Origin of the sequence: Caballeronia temeraria (assembly GCF_001544795.2) — a bacterium.
GTDB lineage: Bacteria > Pseudomonadota > Gammaproteobacteria > Burkholderiales > Burkholderiaceae > Caballeronia > Caballeronia temeraria.
Genome location: NZ_FCOI02000003.1, coordinates 313,538 through 329,337, shown reverse-complemented (window position 1 = coordinate 329,337; position 15,800 = coordinate 313,538). Strand labels below are relative to the sequence as shown.

12 protein-coding genes are annotated in these 15,800 nt (G+C 63.1%); 7 read left to right on the top strand and 5 right to left on the bottom strand.

All coding sequences use genetic code 11. The features are described from left to right. Window positions 1–7 precede the first annotated feature (7 nt). Window positions 8–2,284, top strand: a complete 2,277-nt coding sequence (locus AWB76_RS06400) for a putative bifunctional diguanylate cyclase/phosphodiesterase (protein ID WP_061159279.1) — start codon at window positions 8–10, stop codon at window positions 2,282–2,284. A 79-nt stretch (window positions 2,285–2,363) separates the two neighbouring features. Next, window positions 2,364–3,032 carry a hypothetical protein gene (locus AWB76_RS06395; protein WP_061159278.1) on the top strand — a complete coding sequence of 223 codons (669 nt, stop codon included), beginning with the start codon at window positions 2,364–2,366 and terminating at the stop codon, window positions 3,030–3,032. A 1-nt stretch (window position 3,033) separates the two neighbouring features. Here AWB76_RS06395 and AWB76_RS06390 read toward each other — a convergent pair whose 3' ends face one another. Then, window positions 3,034–3,990 (bottom strand): LysR family transcriptional regulator, encoded by a 957-nt coding sequence (locus AWB76_RS06390; protein ID WP_061159277.1) that lies wholly within the window; start codon window positions 3,988–3,990, stop codon window positions 3,034–3,036. Between the two features lie 134 nt (window positions 3,991–4,124). Here AWB76_RS06390 and AWB76_RS06385 point away from each other — a divergent pair, with 134 nt between their 5' ends. From AWB76_RS06385 to AWB76_RS06370, 4 genes are all read left to right on the top strand, one after another. After that, window positions 4,125–5,438 carry an MFS transporter gene (locus AWB76_RS06385; protein WP_061159276.1) on the top strand — a complete coding sequence of 438 codons (1,314 nt, stop codon included), beginning with the start codon at window positions 4,125–4,127 and terminating at the stop codon, window positions 5,436–5,438. 31 nt (window positions 5,439–5,469) lie between these two features. Next, the gene (locus tag AWB76_RS06380; RefSeq protein WP_061159275.1) at window positions 5,470–6,975 is read left to right on the top strand and encodes a M81 family metallopeptidase; all 1,506 of its coding nucleotides are present in this window, start codon (window positions 5,470–5,472) and stop codon (window positions 6,973–6,975) included. A 47-nt stretch (window positions 6,976–7,022) separates the two neighbouring features. Beyond that, window positions 7,023–8,054, top strand: coding sequence for an alpha/beta fold hydrolase (locus AWB76_RS06375; RefSeq protein ID WP_061159274.1), 1,032 nt, complete (start codon window positions 7,023–7,025; stop codon window positions 8,052–8,054). 215 nt (window positions 8,055–8,269) lie between these two features. Continuing rightward, window positions 8,270–10,249, top strand: a complete 1,980-nt coding sequence (locus tag AWB76_RS06370) for a PhoX family protein (protein WP_061159273.1) — start codon at window positions 8,270–8,272, stop codon at window positions 10,247–10,249. A 224-nt stretch (window positions 10,250–10,473) separates the two neighbouring features. Here AWB76_RS06370 and AWB76_RS06365 read toward each other — a convergent pair whose 3' ends face one another. Then, a complete protein-coding gene (locus tag AWB76_RS06365; RefSeq protein ID WP_061159272.1) occupies window positions 10,474–10,677 on the bottom strand; it encodes a hypothetical protein in 204 nt (67 codons plus the stop codon). 187 nt (window positions 10,678–10,864) lie between these two features. After that, window positions 10,865–12,844 (bottom strand): glycoside hydrolase family 28 protein, encoded by a 1,980-nt coding sequence (locus AWB76_RS06360; RefSeq protein ID WP_061159271.1) that lies wholly within the window; start codon window positions 12,842–12,844, stop codon window positions 10,865–10,867. Between the two features lie 202 nt (window positions 12,845–13,046). On the opposite strand from AWB76_RS06360, the gene AWB76_RS06355 reads away from it, so the two are divergent. Further along, on the top strand, window positions 13,047–14,156 hold the full coding sequence (locus AWB76_RS06355) for a porin (RefSeq protein ID WP_061159270.1): 1,110 nt from the start codon (window positions 13,047–13,049) through the stop codon (window positions 14,154–14,156). A 13-nt stretch (window positions 14,157–14,169) separates the two neighbouring features. Here the strand turns inward: AWB76_RS06355 and AWB76_RS06350 are convergent, their stop codons facing one another. Together AWB76_RS06350 and AWB76_RS06345 are read right to left on the bottom strand one after the other, a co-directional pair. Next, window positions 14,170–14,733: a PAS and helix-turn-helix domain-containing protein gene (locus AWB76_RS06350; protein ID WP_061159269.1), complete on the bottom strand. Its 564-nt coding sequence runs from the start codon at window positions 14,731–14,733 to the stop codon at window positions 14,170–14,172. A 79-nt stretch (window positions 14,734–14,812) separates the two neighbouring features. Further along, window positions 14,813–15,799, bottom strand: coding sequence for a dipeptidase (locus AWB76_RS06345; protein ID WP_061159268.1), 987 nt, complete (start codon window positions 15,797–15,799; stop codon window positions 14,813–14,815). Window position 15,800: the final 1 nt, after the last annotated feature.

The following is a 15,800-nucleotide window of genomic DNA, read 5'->3' as shown; positions in this document are numbered from 1 at the left end:
CAGAACGGTGCAGAGAGGCGCCAACGATTTCCTCGGGACTATTGGCGAAAACGTCGCCAGAAACCTGCCGTACATCGAATGCGCACGCCGTTTCGATGGGCTGGGTCTCGCTCCGCTCGGCGTGCTCGTCGCCGCGTGCGGAACCTTCTTCGTGCCGCTTCCGTGGAACGTGCTGCTCGCCGCGCTCGTCTTTGGCGTGGCGGTCGTCGTGCATCGCCTGCAGGAAGCGAATCGGAAGATATTCGTCGCGCGGCAGGTCGCGCACGGCCTGCTTTCCATCGCGGAGGACTGCCTCAAGCTGCTTTCGCTCGAAGGCCGCATCATGTGCATCTCCGAAGTCGGCATGCGTCTCATCGAAGCGGAGTGCGCTGATGATCTCATCGGTATCGACTGGCTCGATCTCTGGGACGGCCCCGACGCGCGGCGTGCCTTCGAGCGCGCGAAAGCGGGCGAATCGACGTCGTTTTCCGGCACCTGCCGCACGATGGCCGGCAAGCTGAAGTGGTGGACATCGACGTTCGCGCCGGTCATCGGCGAGCACGGCGAGATCACGGCGGTGCTGTGCAAGTCGCGCGATATCACGGCGGAAGTGAATCTCATCGAAGAACTGCGCGGCAACGCGCGCGTGCAGAAAGACATGGAAGATCACGTCGACGCCGTGTTCTGGACCGCGACGCACGATTTCCGCGAACTGCTGCACGTGAGTTCCGCGTTCGAGCGCATGTGGGAAATGCCGATGTCCGTGCTCGAAGCCGATCAGACCGCGTGGTCGCAAAGCGTGCACCCCGAGGATCTGCCCGCGCTGCGCGACGAGATGCGCACGGCGGTGAATACGGGCGCCGCGAGGCAAAGCTATTTTCGTCTGTGTCTGCCGCACGATCGCACGCGCTGGGTGCGCGCGGATATCTATCCGGTCACCGAGGACGGCGCGGTGTCGCGCGTCGTGAGCGTGTGCGTCGATGCCACCGACGAGCGCCAGCGTCTTCAGGAACTGCATCGGCTCGCGAACACCGACAGCCTCACCGGTCTCGCCAACCGCAACGCGATGATGGACGTGCTCGTGAAGCGCTGCGAAGCGGGCGCGCCTTTTGCGTATCTGTTCATCGACATCGACCGCTTCAAGTCCATCAACGACACGGCGGGCCATATTGCCGGCGATGCCGTCCTGCGCACGATCGCGAAGCGCATTCAGGAAACGCTGCCCGAAGGCGCCGTGGCCGCGCGTCCGGGCGGCGACGAGTTCACCGTGATTCTGCCCGGCACCTTCGAGCAGGAGAGCATCGCGCGCGCATGCCGCAAGCTCTCGCTCGCGTGTCATCGTCCGATCAAGATCGAATGCAAGAGCATGACGATGACCTGCTCGATCGGCGTCGCGCTCTATCCCGAGCACGGACGCACGCCCGAAGCGCTCTTCATCAGCGCCGACATGGCGATGTACGCCGCGAAACGCGCGGGCCGCAACACGTTCCGCGTGTTCGGCGATCGCGAGAAGGACGATCTCGCGCGCGCGCATCTTGAAGCGGAACTACACGGCGCGATCCAGGAGAATCAGTTCGTGCTGCATTACCAGCCGCAGTATCGCGTCGATTCGGGCGCGCTCGTCGGCGTCGAGGCGCTGCTGCGCTGGAATCATCCGCAGCTCGGGCTGCTCGCGCCCGGCGCGTTCGTGCCGGTGCTGGAAGAGAGCGCGCTGATCGTCGAAGCGGGGCACTGGGTCATTCGCGAGGCTGTGCAGGCGGCGTCGCAACTGGCGCTCGCGTTGCCGGAGGGATGCTCGGTGGCGCTCAACGTGTCGCCGAAACAGTTCCGCGATCCGCGCCTCGTGTCCGTGCTGCGGCACGCGATCAAGCGCGGCTGCATCGATTCGGACCGCATCACACTCGAGATCACCGAGTCCGCGCTGATCGAAAACGTCGACGATGCGCAGGGCGTGCTGTCGAACGTTCGCGCGATGGGCGTGCGTATCGCCATCGACGATTTCGGCACGGGCTATTCGAGTCTCAGCTATCTCGCGCGTTTCCGGCCGGACGTGCTGAAGCTCGACAAGTCCTTCGTCGATAACATCGCGACCGACGCGATGGTGCGCACGGTCGTCGAAGGCGTGATCGATCTGGCGCACAAGCTCGGCGTGACGGTGGTCGCGGAAGGCGTCGAGACGCAGGAGCAGCTCGATACGCTGCGCGACATGCAGTGCGACAAGGTGCAGGGCTATCTTCTCAGCCGCCCCGTTCCGCTCGCGAATCTGCTCGTGCTCACCGTCGCGGAGCCGGTCGCGCTGCCCTGAAAGCGCGTTTTCTCGCGCGCGGGCCGGCGTTATCATCTCTGCATCGTGTGACGGCGATGCTTCCCGACGGAGAGAACCGATGAAGACTTCATGCTTGCGCGGTTCGCTGGCCGCGCTCGGCTTTGCGCTGGGTTGCGCGCTCGGCATGCCTGCATTCGCGCAGTCTGCGTCGACGTGTCCGCCCACGACCGCGAGCGATGCGAACGCGAGCAAGCTCGTTCAGGTTCGCGACTTTACGCCGGTGAGCCATGAAGCCGGCTCTTCGCGTCTGCTCGGCTCGCGGCTGCGTTCGGCGCGCAATTCGATGAAGGTCGATGTGAACGCATCGGTGCTGGCGGACGATATCGTCGGGGCGCTGAACGCGAAGGGCATCGCCGCGTGTCACGTGACGGCGGATTCGCCGCCGCCGGCATCGGGCTGGCTCGTGAGCGGCGAATTCGATGAAACGCTGTCGAGCGGATTCGGCGCGGCGTTGCCGTCGACGGGTTCGTCGGACAAGAAACCCAACACGCACGTCACCGTGCAGCTCGCCAATCTCGCCGCAAGCCCGGATGCCGCGCTCACGCAGATCGACACGAGCAGCGAGCTGAAAGGGCAGAAATCGGCGGCCGCGCCGAAGCCCTACGGCGCGGCGGCGCGCTTCGTCATCAATACGGCGGAATCGATGTCCTCGCTCGACGATCTCGCCGCGAAGATCGCGGATCAGATCGCCGCCGAAAAGTCCAAGCTCGAGGGCGGCGGGCCGTAACTCAGCGGCGCGTTTTGGGGCGCGCTCGTTTGACGTGCGCGGCGGGCACGCGCGCGAACATCGGCATACGGCTCAGTATCCAGTCGAGCAATTCCTGCGGCCCCGCCGCGAGCGGACGACCGGCTTTCACGAGCAGCTTCGCCTGCGCGCTTTCGAAGAGCGGATGCGCGACCGGGATCGTCGTCAGCTCGCCGCTCGCGAGTTCGCGATACGCGGCGAACTCGCCGATCAGCGTCATGAAATTTTCCGCAGCCACGAAGCGCTTCAGCGCACTCAGCGAATTCGTCGTGAGCGTCGGGCGGATGGCGAAATCGTCGGTGGTTTCGAGCATCTTCACGACATGGCCGATGCCGAACGTCGGTGGCATCAGCGCGAGCGGATAGTCGAGCAGATCGCGAATCTTCGCGGCGCCGCCGCGCAGGGCCAGCGGATGATCGCGCCGCGCGAGCAGCACGACCGGCTGCGGCGAACTCGCGCGAATCGCGATGCGCTCGTGCGGCGGCGGGTTATACGCGAGCCCGATATGCGCGCGACTCTGCGCGACTTCTTCCAGCAAATCGTCGACGGCGAGCATCTGCACGTCGATTTCGAGTCGCGGATAGCGCGCGCAGAACGGCGCGAGCACATCGTCGACGAGCGTATCGACATAGCCCTCGCTCACCGCGAGGCGAATCTGTCCTTGCTGCAAGCCCTTCAGCGCATGCAGTTGATCTTCGAGCTTTTCCTGCTGCGAACGATAGCCGCGCCAGAATTCGAGCAGATGAAACGCTGCTTCGGTCGGCTTCACGCCGCGCGCCTCGCGCTCGAATAAGGTCGTGTCGAGCTCGTTTTCCAGCAGCTTGATCTGCCGCGTAATCACAGACGGCGACGTGTTCAGATGATCCGCCGCGCCGCGAATCGTGCCGTGCGCGAGGACTTCGTGGAAATAGCGCAGACGCTGCTGATTGATTTCACGCATGGCCGCCGTCCGTGTCGAATGAATGGTGTTGCTACCAGGGCAACGATACGTGAACTTAGTTGCTCTTGCCAGCACGGTCGCACGCGCTCAACATCGGCTTACCCGATCAGGGAAGACGAGACAAGGAGACGCGGATGTCGACGATTCAGACCTGGCGCAGCGGCGATGCCGTTTCGGCGCTCTACAGCAGAATCAACTGGCGGCTGCTGCCGCTGCTCATCGCCTGCTACATGTTCGCGTATCTGGATCGCGTGAACGTGGGTTTCGCGAAACTTCAGATGCAAAGCGATCTCGGCTTCTCCGATGCGGCCTACGGCGTCGGCGCCGGGATCTTTTTCATCGGTTATGTGCTGTTTGAAATCCCGAGCAATCTGATGCTGCCGAAAATCGGCGCGCGTCTTACGTTCAGCCGCATTCTCGTGCTGTGGGGCATTACGTCGGCATGCATGCTCTTCGTGCGCAACGTGCCCGCGTTCTACGCGATGCGCTTCCTGCTCGGCGTTTTCGAAGCGGGTTTCGCGCCGGGCATGATCTATTACCTCTCGTGCTGGTACGGGCCGAAGCGCATGGCGCGCGCGATCGCGCTCGTGTTCGTCGCGGGGCCGCTCGGCGGTGTCGTGGGCGGTCCGTTGTCGGCGTGGCTGATTGCGTCGCTGGCGGGCGTCGGCGGATTGGCCGGCTGGCAGTGGATGTTCCTCGTCGAAGGCTTGCCGTGCATTGCGCTCGGTGCGCTTGTGTGGCGTGTGCTTGCCAATCGCCCTGCCGATGCACGCTGGCTCACGCACGATGAACGGCGTCTCGTCGAGGCGGAAGTCGGCAGTCACAGCGGCGCGTCGCATCGCATCGACTCATTCAGGGAAGTCGCGAAGAATCCGCGCATCTATCTGCTGGCGCTCGCGTATTTCTGCATCATCTTCCCGATCTACGCCATCAGCTTCTGGCTCCCGACGCTCATCAAGGAGCAAGGCGTGAACGACACGATCCGCCTCGGCTGGTATGTCGCGATTCCCTACGTCGCTGCCGCTGTCGCGATGTACGTTGCGGCGCGCCGCTCCGATGCGCTCGGCGAGCGCCGCTATCACAGCGCGCTGCCCGCGCTCGCCGCCGCCGCGCTGCTCGTGATGACGCCGTATGCGAACGGCAATCTCATCGCGACGATCACGCTGCTCACGCTCGCCACGGCCTGCATGTGGATGGCCTACACGGTCTTCTGGGCGATTCCCGCCGAAACGATTTCCGGCCCGGCGGCTGCGGGCGGCATCGCGCTCATCAACACGATCGGCTTGTCGGGCGGATTCTGGGGCCCGGCGACGATCGGCTGGGTCAAGTCCGCCACCGGCAGCACGAACGGCGGCCTCGTCGTGATGGCGTGCATGGCGGCGCTCTCGTGCGTGCTGGTTCTCGCGAACAAACGCAAGGCTGCGGCGGCGAGCACGCGCACGGCCTGAACATCGATCGACACCGAAAAGGACGACAGTCATGAAGATTCTGATCGCAGGATTCCAGCACGAAACGAACACCTTTGCGCCGACGAAGGCGAGCTATCAAAGCTTCATCCAGGGCGAAGGCTTCCCGCCGCTGGCGCATGCCGACGATGTGCTCAAGCTGCGCGATGTGAACGTGCCGATCGGCGGCTTTATTCAATGGGCCAAAGATAAGGATCACGAACTGATTCCGGTGATCTGGGCGGGTGCGAGTGCATCGGCGCATGTGACGGAAGATGCGTACGAGTGGATCGCGGGCGCGATCGTCGATCGTGTGAAGGCGGGCGGCTTCGACGCGATCTATCTCGACCTGCACGGCGCGATGGTCGCCGAACATCTCGACGATGGCGAGGGCGAACTGCTGGCGCGTGTGCGAAAGATCGTCGGCAATGAGATGCCGCTCGTCGTGTCGCTCGATCTGCATGCGAACGTCACGGCGCGCATGGTCGAACTCGCGGATGCGCTCGTCGCGTATCGCACGTATCCGCATGTCGATATGGCCGAGACGGGCTTGCGCGCGGCGCATCTGCTGGCGCAGCGAATCGAACACGGAAAGCCGTTCGAACGCGCGATGCGCCGCATTCCGTTTCTGATTCCGGTGAATGGTATGTGCACGCTCGTGGAACCGGCGCGCGGCACGTACGGCATGCTCGAAAGGCTGGAGAAGGATGTCGTGTCGCTGTCGTTCGCGCCGGGATTTCCGGCATCGGATTTCGATGAATGCGGTCCGGCGGTCTGGGGCTACGCGCTCGATCAGGACGCAGCGGACAAGGCCGTCGATGCACTCTGGAGCACGCTCGTGAACGACGAAGCGCGCTGGGACGTGCCCTTCCTCACGCCCGATGAAGCCGCCCGCGAAGCGATCGACGCGAGCGGCGATGCGACGAAGCCCGTGATCATCGCGGATACGCAGGATAACCCGGGCGTCGGTGGCGATTCGAACACGATGGGCATGGTCCGCGCGCTCCTGCGCCACGACGCGCGCGATGCGGCCGTGGGCGTCATCTGGGACGAGAAGGCGGCGCACGCGGCGCATCGTGCGGGTGTGGGCGCGCGTATCAGGCTCGCGCTTGGCGGCGGCTCGAATGTGCCCGGCGATTCGCCGCTTGAAGGCGAGTACGAAGTCGAGTATCTGTCGGATGGCCGCTTTCGTTTCGACGGCCCGATGCTCAACGGCATGTCGGGCGAGCTGGGGCTGACCGCGTGCCTGCGCATCGGCGGTGTGCGCATCGCGGTGAGCAGCATCAAGATGCAGGTGTTCGACCGCAATCTCTTTCGTGTCGCGGGCATCGAGCCGGAGCGCATGAAGATTCTGGTCAACAAAAGCTCGGTGCATTTTCGCGCCGATTTCGAGCCGATCGCGCACCGCATACTCGTCGCGAAAGCGCCCGGCCCGATGGCCGCCGATCCCGCCGATCTGCCGTGGCGCAATCTCGATGCGCGCATGCGCGTGCGTCCGCTCGGACCGACGCTTGCCGAACTGCGCGCATCGGCTGCGTGAGTGTGGTTCGTCGAGTACATCGAATTTATCAAAAGGAGAATCACGACATGCCGGATGAACAAGTCAACGCATGGCGCCGACGTTTTCTCGGCACAGCGATCGCGAGTGTCGGCGCGATGCAACTCGGCCTGAGCGACTTCGTGCAGGCGCAGACCGCGCCGCGTGCGTCATCGTCGAATGCGGGCTTTGCTCAGATTCGCCAGGTCGATGCGGGCGTCCTCAGCATCGGCTATGCGGAAGCCGGTCCGGCGAATGGTCCGGTGGTGATCCTGCTGCATGGCTGGCCGTACGACATCTACGCGTTCGCCGATGTCACGCCGATGCTCGTTGCGCAGGGTTATCGCGTGATCGTGCCGTATTTGCGCGGCTACGGCTCCACGCGGTTTCTCTCCGCCGATACGCCGCGCAACGGACAGCAGGCGGTGGTCGCGGTGGACATCATCGCGCTGATGGATGCGTTGAAGATTGAGAAGGCCACGCTCGGCGCGTTCGACTGGGGCGCGCGCACGGCGAACATCATCGCGGCGCTGTGGCCCGAGCGCGTGAAGGCGATGGTCTCGGTGAGCGGCTATCTGATCGGCAGTCAGCAGGCGAATCGTGCGCCGCTGCCGCCGAAAGCCGAGTTCGCGTGGTGGTATCAGTTCTATTTCGCGACCGAGCGCGGCCAGGCGGGTTACGAAGCGAATCGTCACGATTTCAATAAGCTGATCTGGCAACTCGCATCGCCGAAATGGAACTTCGATGACGCGACGTATGACCGCTCCGCGAAGTCGTTCGAGAATCCGGATCATGTTGCCGTGGTGATTCACAACTATCGCTGGCGGCTCGGGTTGACGCAGGGCGAGGCGCAATACGATTCGCTTGAGCAGAGGCTTGCAAGTGCACCGGCGATCGGCGTGCCCACCATCACGATGGAAGGCGACGCCAACGGCGCGCCGCATCCAGACCCCGCGGCGTATGCGAAGAAGTTCACGGGGAAGTATCAGCATCGGAATGTGGAGGGGGGCATCGGACATAACTTGCCGCAGGAAGCGCCGAAAGCGTTTGCGGAAGCGGTGGTTGACGCGGGGCGGATGTAATCGCCATTTTGCTGTCGGCGTGCTTCGGCGCGCCGCCGCCGTTCTCACTATTCCCCTTTCAGCCCAAACACGAAACAATTACACGCGCCTGTCAAACGCATTTCACATTCATTTCCTAAAGTAGCGCGTCAACCGGCCCTTCAGGCTGCAACGGCCTGAAAAGAGGGATTCGTCTCGCCGGTACACAACCCACAATCAAGGACTTGAAACCACACATGGCGCTGCCCCTCGACCTCTCCCGCCGCAAAGCCCTCAAGATTCTCGCCGGCGCCCCGATGCTGCCGCTCGGCGGCGCGGCCGCCGCTTCGCTGCTCGCCACCGCATGCGGCGGCAGCGACAGCAACGCGGCACCGTCCGCGTCCGCGCCTGCGTCGACGGCCGCTTTCACCACCGCCACGTTCAGCAGCATGGCCGCGCCGACGCTCGCCGATCCCGCCGCGATGGCCAAAACGTCCGTCGCCTCGACGATGACCGTGAACTTCAGCGACGGCAGCAACCGCGCGTACAAGCTCGCGTATCAGCCGTTCTTCGTGACGGGCGATGTCGTGCCGAACACGACCGGCGGCACCATCGTCGCGGGCGGGTACTTCGATATCGACAACAAGCCGATCATCGACCGTTCGGTGGCGGGCAAGGAGCGCCAGTTCTTCTCGGACTGCCCGGACGGCACGTCGCTCATCAAGCTCGACAAGACGACCGTCAAGGGCGTGAAAGGCAACGCCGTGTTCGCCGTCGTGCAGTTCGAGTACACGACGCGCGACCAGAACGCCGCGAGCATGTACGGCCGCCTGCCGTCGCCGATCGCCGTGCTCACGCTCGACCAGGACCCGGCCACCGGCAAGCTCTCGCTCGTGAGCTACGCGAACGTCGATACATCGAAGGCCAACGGTCTGTGGATCACCTGCGGCGCGAGCCTGTCTCCGTGGAACACGCATCTGTCGAGCGAAGAGTACGAGCCGGATGCGGCGCTCGGCTCGAAGGACGCGCAATTCCTCGCCTACAGCAAGAACCTCTACGGCGACCAGACCAAAGCGCGTCCGTACCACTACGGCCACGTGCCCGAAGTCACCGTGAATCAGGACGGCACCGGCACCATCAAGAAGCATTACTGCCTCGGCCGCATCTCGCACGAGCTGATCCAGGTGATGCCCGACAAGCGCACCGTGATGATGGGCGACGACGCCACCAACGGCGGCGTCTTCATGTTCGTCGCCGACAAGGAAGCGGATTTGTCGGCGGGCACACTCTACGTCGCGAAGTCCGCGATGACGTCATCGGCGGGTGCGGGCGCCGCCAATCTCACGTGGATGAACCTGGGCCACGCGACGAGCGATGAAATCGAGGACCTCGCCAACACGCTGACGCTCGCGGACATCATGGATGTCGTCAGCGACACGGCCGTCGGCCCGACGCTCGATGCGAGCTACACGCGCATCAACTACAACGGCGCCTTCAACTGGGTTCGCATCAAGCCGGGCATGGAGAAGGCCGCCGCGTTCCTGGAGACGCATCGCTACGCCGCGTTGCGCGGCGCGAGCATGTGCTTTACGAAGCTCGAAGGCACGACGGTCAACGCAAAGGACAAGACCGTCTACTCGGCGATGTCGCAGATCGTCAAGTCGATGGTCAAGGGCGACGCGCACGCAGCCGAATTCGCGGTCGACAAGACCATCAATTCGGGCGCCGTGTACGCGTTCAACCTGAAGGGCGGCCAGCGCGATCTGACCGGCGCGGCGATCGACAGCGAATGGGTGCCGGTCGACATGGGCGCGCCCGCCGCGCTCGTCGGCGAGGATATTTCCGCCGATGCGCTCGGCAACATCGGGAACCCGGAGCGCATCGCGAATCCGGATAACCTCAAGTTCTCGGAGAAGCTGCGCACGCTGTTCATCGGCGAGGACAGCGGCCGGCACGTCAACAACTTCCTATGGGCCTACAACGTCGACACGAAGACGCTGTCGCGCGTTCTGTCGGCGCCGTCGGGCGCGGAATCGACGGGCCTGCACGCGGTCGACGAGATCAACGGCTGGACCTACATCATGAGCAACTTCCAGCACGCAGGCGACTGGGAAACGCCGCTGCACTCGAAGGTGCAGGCCACGCTCGATCCGCTCATCCGCGCGAATTACAAGGATCGATACGGCGCGGCGGTGGGCTATCTGACCGCCGATCCGACTTCGATCAAGCTGAGCTGACGAGGCAGGGGGAAGCCTGCCGCTTCCCTCAACGCGCAGGTTCGAAGTGCGACGTGCCATAGGCCCGCGAACCCCTGTCGGTCAGATGGAAAGTGACTAAGGAGCGTCGCGGAGCGTTACACAGGTGTCTTGACGGACCCTGAAAAAAAGAAACGCCGCGAACGAAGGTCGCGGCGTCGGCGTTTTACCCGATCGAAGCGCGGCGGCGCGCGCCGGGCCGGAGTTCAGCAGCGTCCTTCGCAATCGATATATTCGAAGCCCGCCGCAATCGCGTAGCGGATCGCTTCTTCCACATTCGGAAATTCGCCCGGCAGGCGCACGGAACGCTCCTTGCCGTTCAGATCCTGGATGCGCGCCGTCGCGGCGAACGCGTTGCCCTGACGGACGGCTGCGGGCGTAACCATCATGTCCCTGTAGCTGAAGACCATTTCTTTCTCTGTCGGATGTTGTCGGCCCGCGCGACTTAGGCGCGGGACTCTCGTCTTGGATGTTGAAAAGGCCCGAACGATCGATAGTCCGGCTCCTTCTGATTCAGGTTATCGGCATCGGTAAACGTTTCTTTACGGGGCGCGTTCAAACGGGCTTCGAAGAGGCATTCGAAGCCCTTGCGCCGGTTTATTGCGCCGGAAACGGCGTGAATGCCTTGCTGCAATCGACCGGCGCGGCGCTGGCAGCATTCGCGGCGGCGCGCGTAACGTTCACGGTGCCGCCCGTCGCGAACGGCAGCGTCGTGCCGCCTTCGCCGATGCTGACGAGCGCATTCGCGACCGTGAAGCTCGAAGGCGCGATATCCGCAACGACGTTGTTCAGCGAAATCGTCAGAGGATTGACGATCGGTGAACTCGGGCCGCCCGACCAGCCCGAGCCTTGCAGAATCGGACTCGCCGAATTGAAGCCCAGGAACGTATAGCTCGACGCATTCACGATGCGCACGCCATCGAGCGCGATGTTCTGGAAGTTCGGATAGAGGCCGTTGTTCTTCGTCGGGCTGTAGTACGGCGAGAAGATCAGCGCTTGCGGCTTGCCGTCCGGCGACGCATCCGGCGTGCGGATGCACACGTTCGAATAGCTGATACCGGCGATGAGACCGCTGCGGCTCCAGTCGGATTTGATGCGCAGGCCGTTGTCGGCGCCGTCGATGACGAGGTCGTAGACCTTGACGTTGCTCACGCTCGGCAGCACGCCGTTTACCGGCGTGACGTCCGGGTTCGCCGCGCCGTTGTCCGTGCCCGCCGACTCGCTGCCGATCGACATGCCGTGACCCGTGTAGAAGTGGCTATGCGCGACGGTGATGTTGTACGTGCGCCCGTTGACCGTGCCGGTTCCGCCTTTGATCGCCATGTTGTCGTCGCCGGTGCGGATGTGCGTGTATGCGATCAGCATGTTGCTTGCGTCGCCCAGCAGCTTCCCCGGATTGCCGGCATTGCTCGTGATCGGGCCGGAGCTGCCGGGATCGATGCCGTCGGTGTTCTTCGCGGTGTCCGGGCTGTAGGGCATGCCGAGATAGTTCTTCATCGCTTCATAGGCGGCCGTCGGCGTATAGATCTTCACGCCCCACGCGGTGAAGCCGTCGATACCGCTCGGCACGACGTGAAACTTGGGCGCATTCTGCAGCGTCACGCGATACAGCGTGAAATTGCGGCCATTGCTGATCTGGATGAGGCGCGGATTGTTCTGCGCCTGATTCAGCACCTTGTTCGCCATCCAGCCGATATCCCACCAGCTCATCGTGCCGCTGCCGTCCGGGCGCTTCATCAGGTTCGGATCGTTCGGCACGCTGCTGATGAGCGGGCTGCCGCCGCGTCCGTCGATGACGCCATCGCCCACGACCGCGCCGTTCGCAATCTTGCTCGCGTTGATGAGCGCGAGACAGCCGTTGTCGCTCGCGGTGATCATGCCGCAGCTCGCGGTGCCCTTGGTCTTGTCGTACTGACGCGGATCGCGCGATGCATACAGCGTGACGCCCTTGTCGATCCAGAGCGTGACGCCGCTCGACAGCGTCAGCGCGCCGGCGATGAACGCGTTCGCGCCGTTCGCGCCCGGCACGAGGCGCACGGCCTTGTTCGTCGCGAGACCCGTGCTCGATGGGTTCTTGCACGCGTCGAGCGCTGCCTGAATGCGCGCGGAATCGGGCGCGGTATCGGTGGCGTCGGCGCTATCGGGGAGAAGGCCGTTTGCTTGCGCGGTCAGCGTGGCGGGCAGCGTCGCGCAAATCTGCGGCGCGAGCGGGAGCGTCGGCTCGGGCGGCAGCGCGGGGTCGTACGTTGTCGTGCCGACCTGGAAGCCCGTGGGCGTCGCGTCCGATGCGGGTTGGTCGGGCGTTGCCGGCGTTGTGGGTGCGTCAGGCGTCGTCGGCGCTGCCGGTGTTGCTGGCGTATCAGGCGTCGTCGGCGTGTCCGATGTTGCCGGCGCGGCCGGCGTATCCGGCGTGACGGCTGTCGTGTTCTCGACAGGCGCGGATGCGTCTGACTTCTGCGCCGCGGACGGCGATGCATCCGAGCCGCCGCAAGCGCTGAGCGTCAACGCGAGCGATACAGCCGCAAACCAGGCGACGCCGGTGCGCGCCAGCGCAAAATGGGCAGAGTTCTTATTCATTCTTACAGCCTCTTATAGATATGTCCGATCAAGGACGTCGTACGACATCGTTCATATATTAGGCATCCGAATGAATGAAGCGATACTTGGTGTTCGCCCTTAAGCCATATCGACGATCGATCCGTGCCGAGTTCGCAAGATGATGCTAATGTGCAGCCAAACGTTTCTCCTCAACCGGATACAGCATGGAGTTCAGTCGACCATGAAATCTCGTCTCTGGAAAGCGGCAGCGTGTCTCGCGCTCGTTTCATCGGGCGCGGCGGCGCAAACGAGCGTCACGATGTATGGGCGTCTCGATGGCGGCATCGAATATCTGAATCACATCGCGAACGGCACGGGCGGCAGTTCCTCGCGATGGAGCGCCGAAGGCGGCGACTGGGGCACCAGCATGTGGGGCCTCAAAGGCAACGAAGATCTCGGCGGCGGCCTGAGCGCGGTCTTCGACCTGGAAACCGCGATTCAGATCATGAACGGCACCACCGGCGGCGGACGCCTTTGGTCGCGTCGCGCGTATGTCGGCGTGAACTCGAAGACGTGGGGCCAGTTGCAGGCGGGCCGTAATCTTTTTATCGACAGCGACGGCGTCTGGGAATTCGATCCCTTCGTGCAGCAGGCGGTGTCGTCGGCGTCGCTCGTGCGCGGACGCAACTGGCAGCAGACGAGCAATAACGTCGAATATCACAGCCCCGTGTTTCATGGCTTCGACGTGCAAGGGCAATATGCGTTCGGCAATCAGCCGGGCGCGTTCAATTCGGGTGCGCAAGGCGAATTCGGCCGCTCCGACGGCATCATGCTGACGTATCACTCGCCCATGCTCGACGTGCGCGGCATCTACGACGAACTGCGCAGTCAGGACGGCAAGCTGGACAACATCTTTCAGGCGTCGCGCGAGTATTTTGTCGGCGCGAATCTGAAGATCGACAAATGGAAAGTGCAGGCCGCGTACACGCACTACGCCGCGCCGGATTCACCCGTGGGCGTCGCCGATACGGCCGATCACTACTGGCTCGGCGCGACCTATCAGATGACGCCTGCGTGGGCCCTCACCGCGGCGGGCTTCTATATCCGCGTAGGCGAAGGTTCGGGCGATGCAGCCCACGATCCCGCGAGCCACGCGATGCTCTACGCACTCGGCACGACGTACAACTTCAGCAAGCGCACCTTCCTGTATGGCACCGTCGCCTATGTGCGCAACAGTGCGAACGGCACGTTTTCGGTCTTCGCGACGCCGCGCGATGCCGAACCCAGCACGAGCCCGATGGCGGGCGAATCGCAGACGGGCGCATACATCGGGATGATGCACGTATTCTGATCGTGCATCGCGCTCAGGCCAATAGCCGCGCGATGAGATCCTGTGTCGCCCTCGCGCCGTATTTGCGCAGCAGGCTAGCGCGATGAATATCGACCGTGCGCGGGCTGATGTTCAGTTCCTTGCCGATCTCCTTGCTCGTCATGCCATGCACGAGCAGAGCGGCGACGTCGCGCTCGCGTTCGGTCAGCATGCTCGCGTTGTCTGATTGCTTCGTACTCTGCGACAAATCCGTGAACGTCCAGATCGCGAGTTCGAAAGGCCGCTTCGGGTTATAGCCGAAACCGCAGACCGTGACCCAGAAATAGCTGCCGTCGATGCGCCGCATGATGCGGTCATCGCTGAATACGGCGTGTTTGGCGAGCAGCGGAGCGAGACGGTGACCGGTGGTGGTGAAGTCCTTCTGCTCCGGATAGAGCTTGGAAAACGATTGATCGATGATATCGCTGCGCCTCGCCCGGAAGAGTTCCAGCGCTCGCGTATTGCAGTCCATCATGATCCGCTCGCGCGCAACGATGACCGCGACGGGCAAATGCCTGAACAGATCTTCGTAGTCGAGATTGGACGTCGAATCGGTCATGTTGGCTGGATTGTCGCGTCTGGCGAAAATTGCGGTAGCACCGGGGATTCGCAACTTTCGCACAGACAGCGCAATTCGCTCAAGACTTTGAATCGGACACGTTCCAGACTTCGTCGAAGAAACGCATCCAGTTTTCGCCCATCACTTTCCTGATGCGCGATTCGCTCCAGCCGGCCTTTTCCATCGCGCCGGTGAGATTCGGGAATTCGCCGATCGTGCGAATGCCTTCCGGATTCACGACCTTGCCGAAGTCGGTGAGACGGCGATAACGTCCCTTGTCATGCGTGATCCAATCGAAGAACTCGGTGCTGTAGCCTTGCGTGAAGTCCGTGCCGATACCGACGTTGTCTTCGCCGATCACATCGATCGTGTATTCGATTGCTTCGAGGTAATCGTCGACGGTCGCATCCGGACCCTTCTTGAGGAACGGCGAGAACATCGTGACGCCCACGAAGCCGCCCGCATCGACGATCTCGCGCAGTTGATCGTCGCTCTTGTTGCGCGGATGATCCTTGAGACCCGACGGGCAGCAGTGCGAATACGTCACCGGCTTCTTCGAGCAGGCGATGGCATCGGAAGACGTCTTCGCGCCGACGTGCGACAGATCGACCATGATGCCGACGCGGTTCATCTCGTGAATCACTTCCTTGCCATAACCCGACAGACCGCCGTCCGGTTCATAGCAACCCGTCCCGACCAGGTTCTGCGTGTTGTAGCAAAGCTGGACCACGTTCACGCCCAGTTCCTTGAACACTTCGATATACCCGAGGTTGTCCTCGAACGCGTACGAGTTCTGAAAGCCGAAGATGATGCCGGTCTTGTTTTCCTTCTTCGCGCGCAGGATGTCGTCGGTCGTACGCACGAGCGTGAGGATCTCGCTGTATTCGCGGATCTGCTGCTTCATTTCCGCGATGTTATCGATGGTTTTCTGAAAGTCTTCCCACACCGAGACGGTGCAATTCACGGCGGTGACGCCGCCTTTGCGCATGTCCTCGAATACGGAGCGCTCGAACTTCGAAATGTTCAATCCATCGATGATGATGCTCGAATCGTGAAGGCTGCTCATC

What these genes read in the sequence shown, in the direction of transcription:
- AWB76_RS06345 (WP_061159268.1), bottom strand. Translation starts at nt 15,799, where the DNA reads ATGAGCAGCCTTCACGATTCGAGCATCATCATCGATGGATTGAACATT.
- AWB76_RS06360 (WP_061159271.1), bottom strand. Translation starts at nt 12,844, where the DNA reads ATGAATAAGAACTCTGCCCATTTTGCGCTGGCGCGCACCGGCGTCGCC.
- AWB76_RS06350 (WP_061159269.1), bottom strand. Translation starts at nt 14,733, where the DNA reads ATGACCGATTCGACGTCCAATCTCGACTACGAAGATCTGTTCAGGCAT.
- AWB76_RS06365 (WP_061159272.1), bottom strand. Translation starts at nt 10,677, where the DNA reads ATGGTCTTCAGCTACAGGGACATGATGGTTACGCCCGCAGCCGTCCGT.
- AWB76_RS06385 (WP_061159276.1), top strand. Translation starts at nt 4,125, where the DNA reads ATGTCGACGATTCAGACCTGGCGCAGCGGCGATGCCGTTTCGGCGCTC.
- AWB76_RS06375 (WP_061159274.1), top strand. Translation starts at nt 7,023, where the DNA reads ATGCCGGATGAACAAGTCAACGCATGGCGCCGACGTTTTCTCGGCACA.
- AWB76_RS06355 (WP_061159270.1), top strand. Translation starts at nt 13,047, where the DNA reads ATGAAATCTCGTCTCTGGAAAGCGGCAGCGTGTCTCGCGCTCGTTTCA.
- AWB76_RS06390 (WP_061159277.1), bottom strand. Translation starts at nt 3,990, where the DNA reads ATGCGTGAAATCAATCAGCAGCGTCTGCGCTATTTCCACGAAGTCCTC.
- AWB76_RS06380 (WP_061159275.1), top strand. Translation starts at nt 5,470, where the DNA reads ATGAAGATTCTGATCGCAGGATTCCAGCACGAAACGAACACCTTTGCG.
- AWB76_RS06370 (WP_061159273.1), top strand. Translation starts at nt 8,270, where the DNA reads ATGGCGCTGCCCCTCGACCTCTCCCGCCGCAAAGCCCTCAAGATTCTC.
- AWB76_RS06395 (WP_061159278.1), top strand. Translation starts at nt 2,364, where the DNA reads ATGAAGACTTCATGCTTGCGCGGTTCGCTGGCCGCGCTCGGCTTTGCG.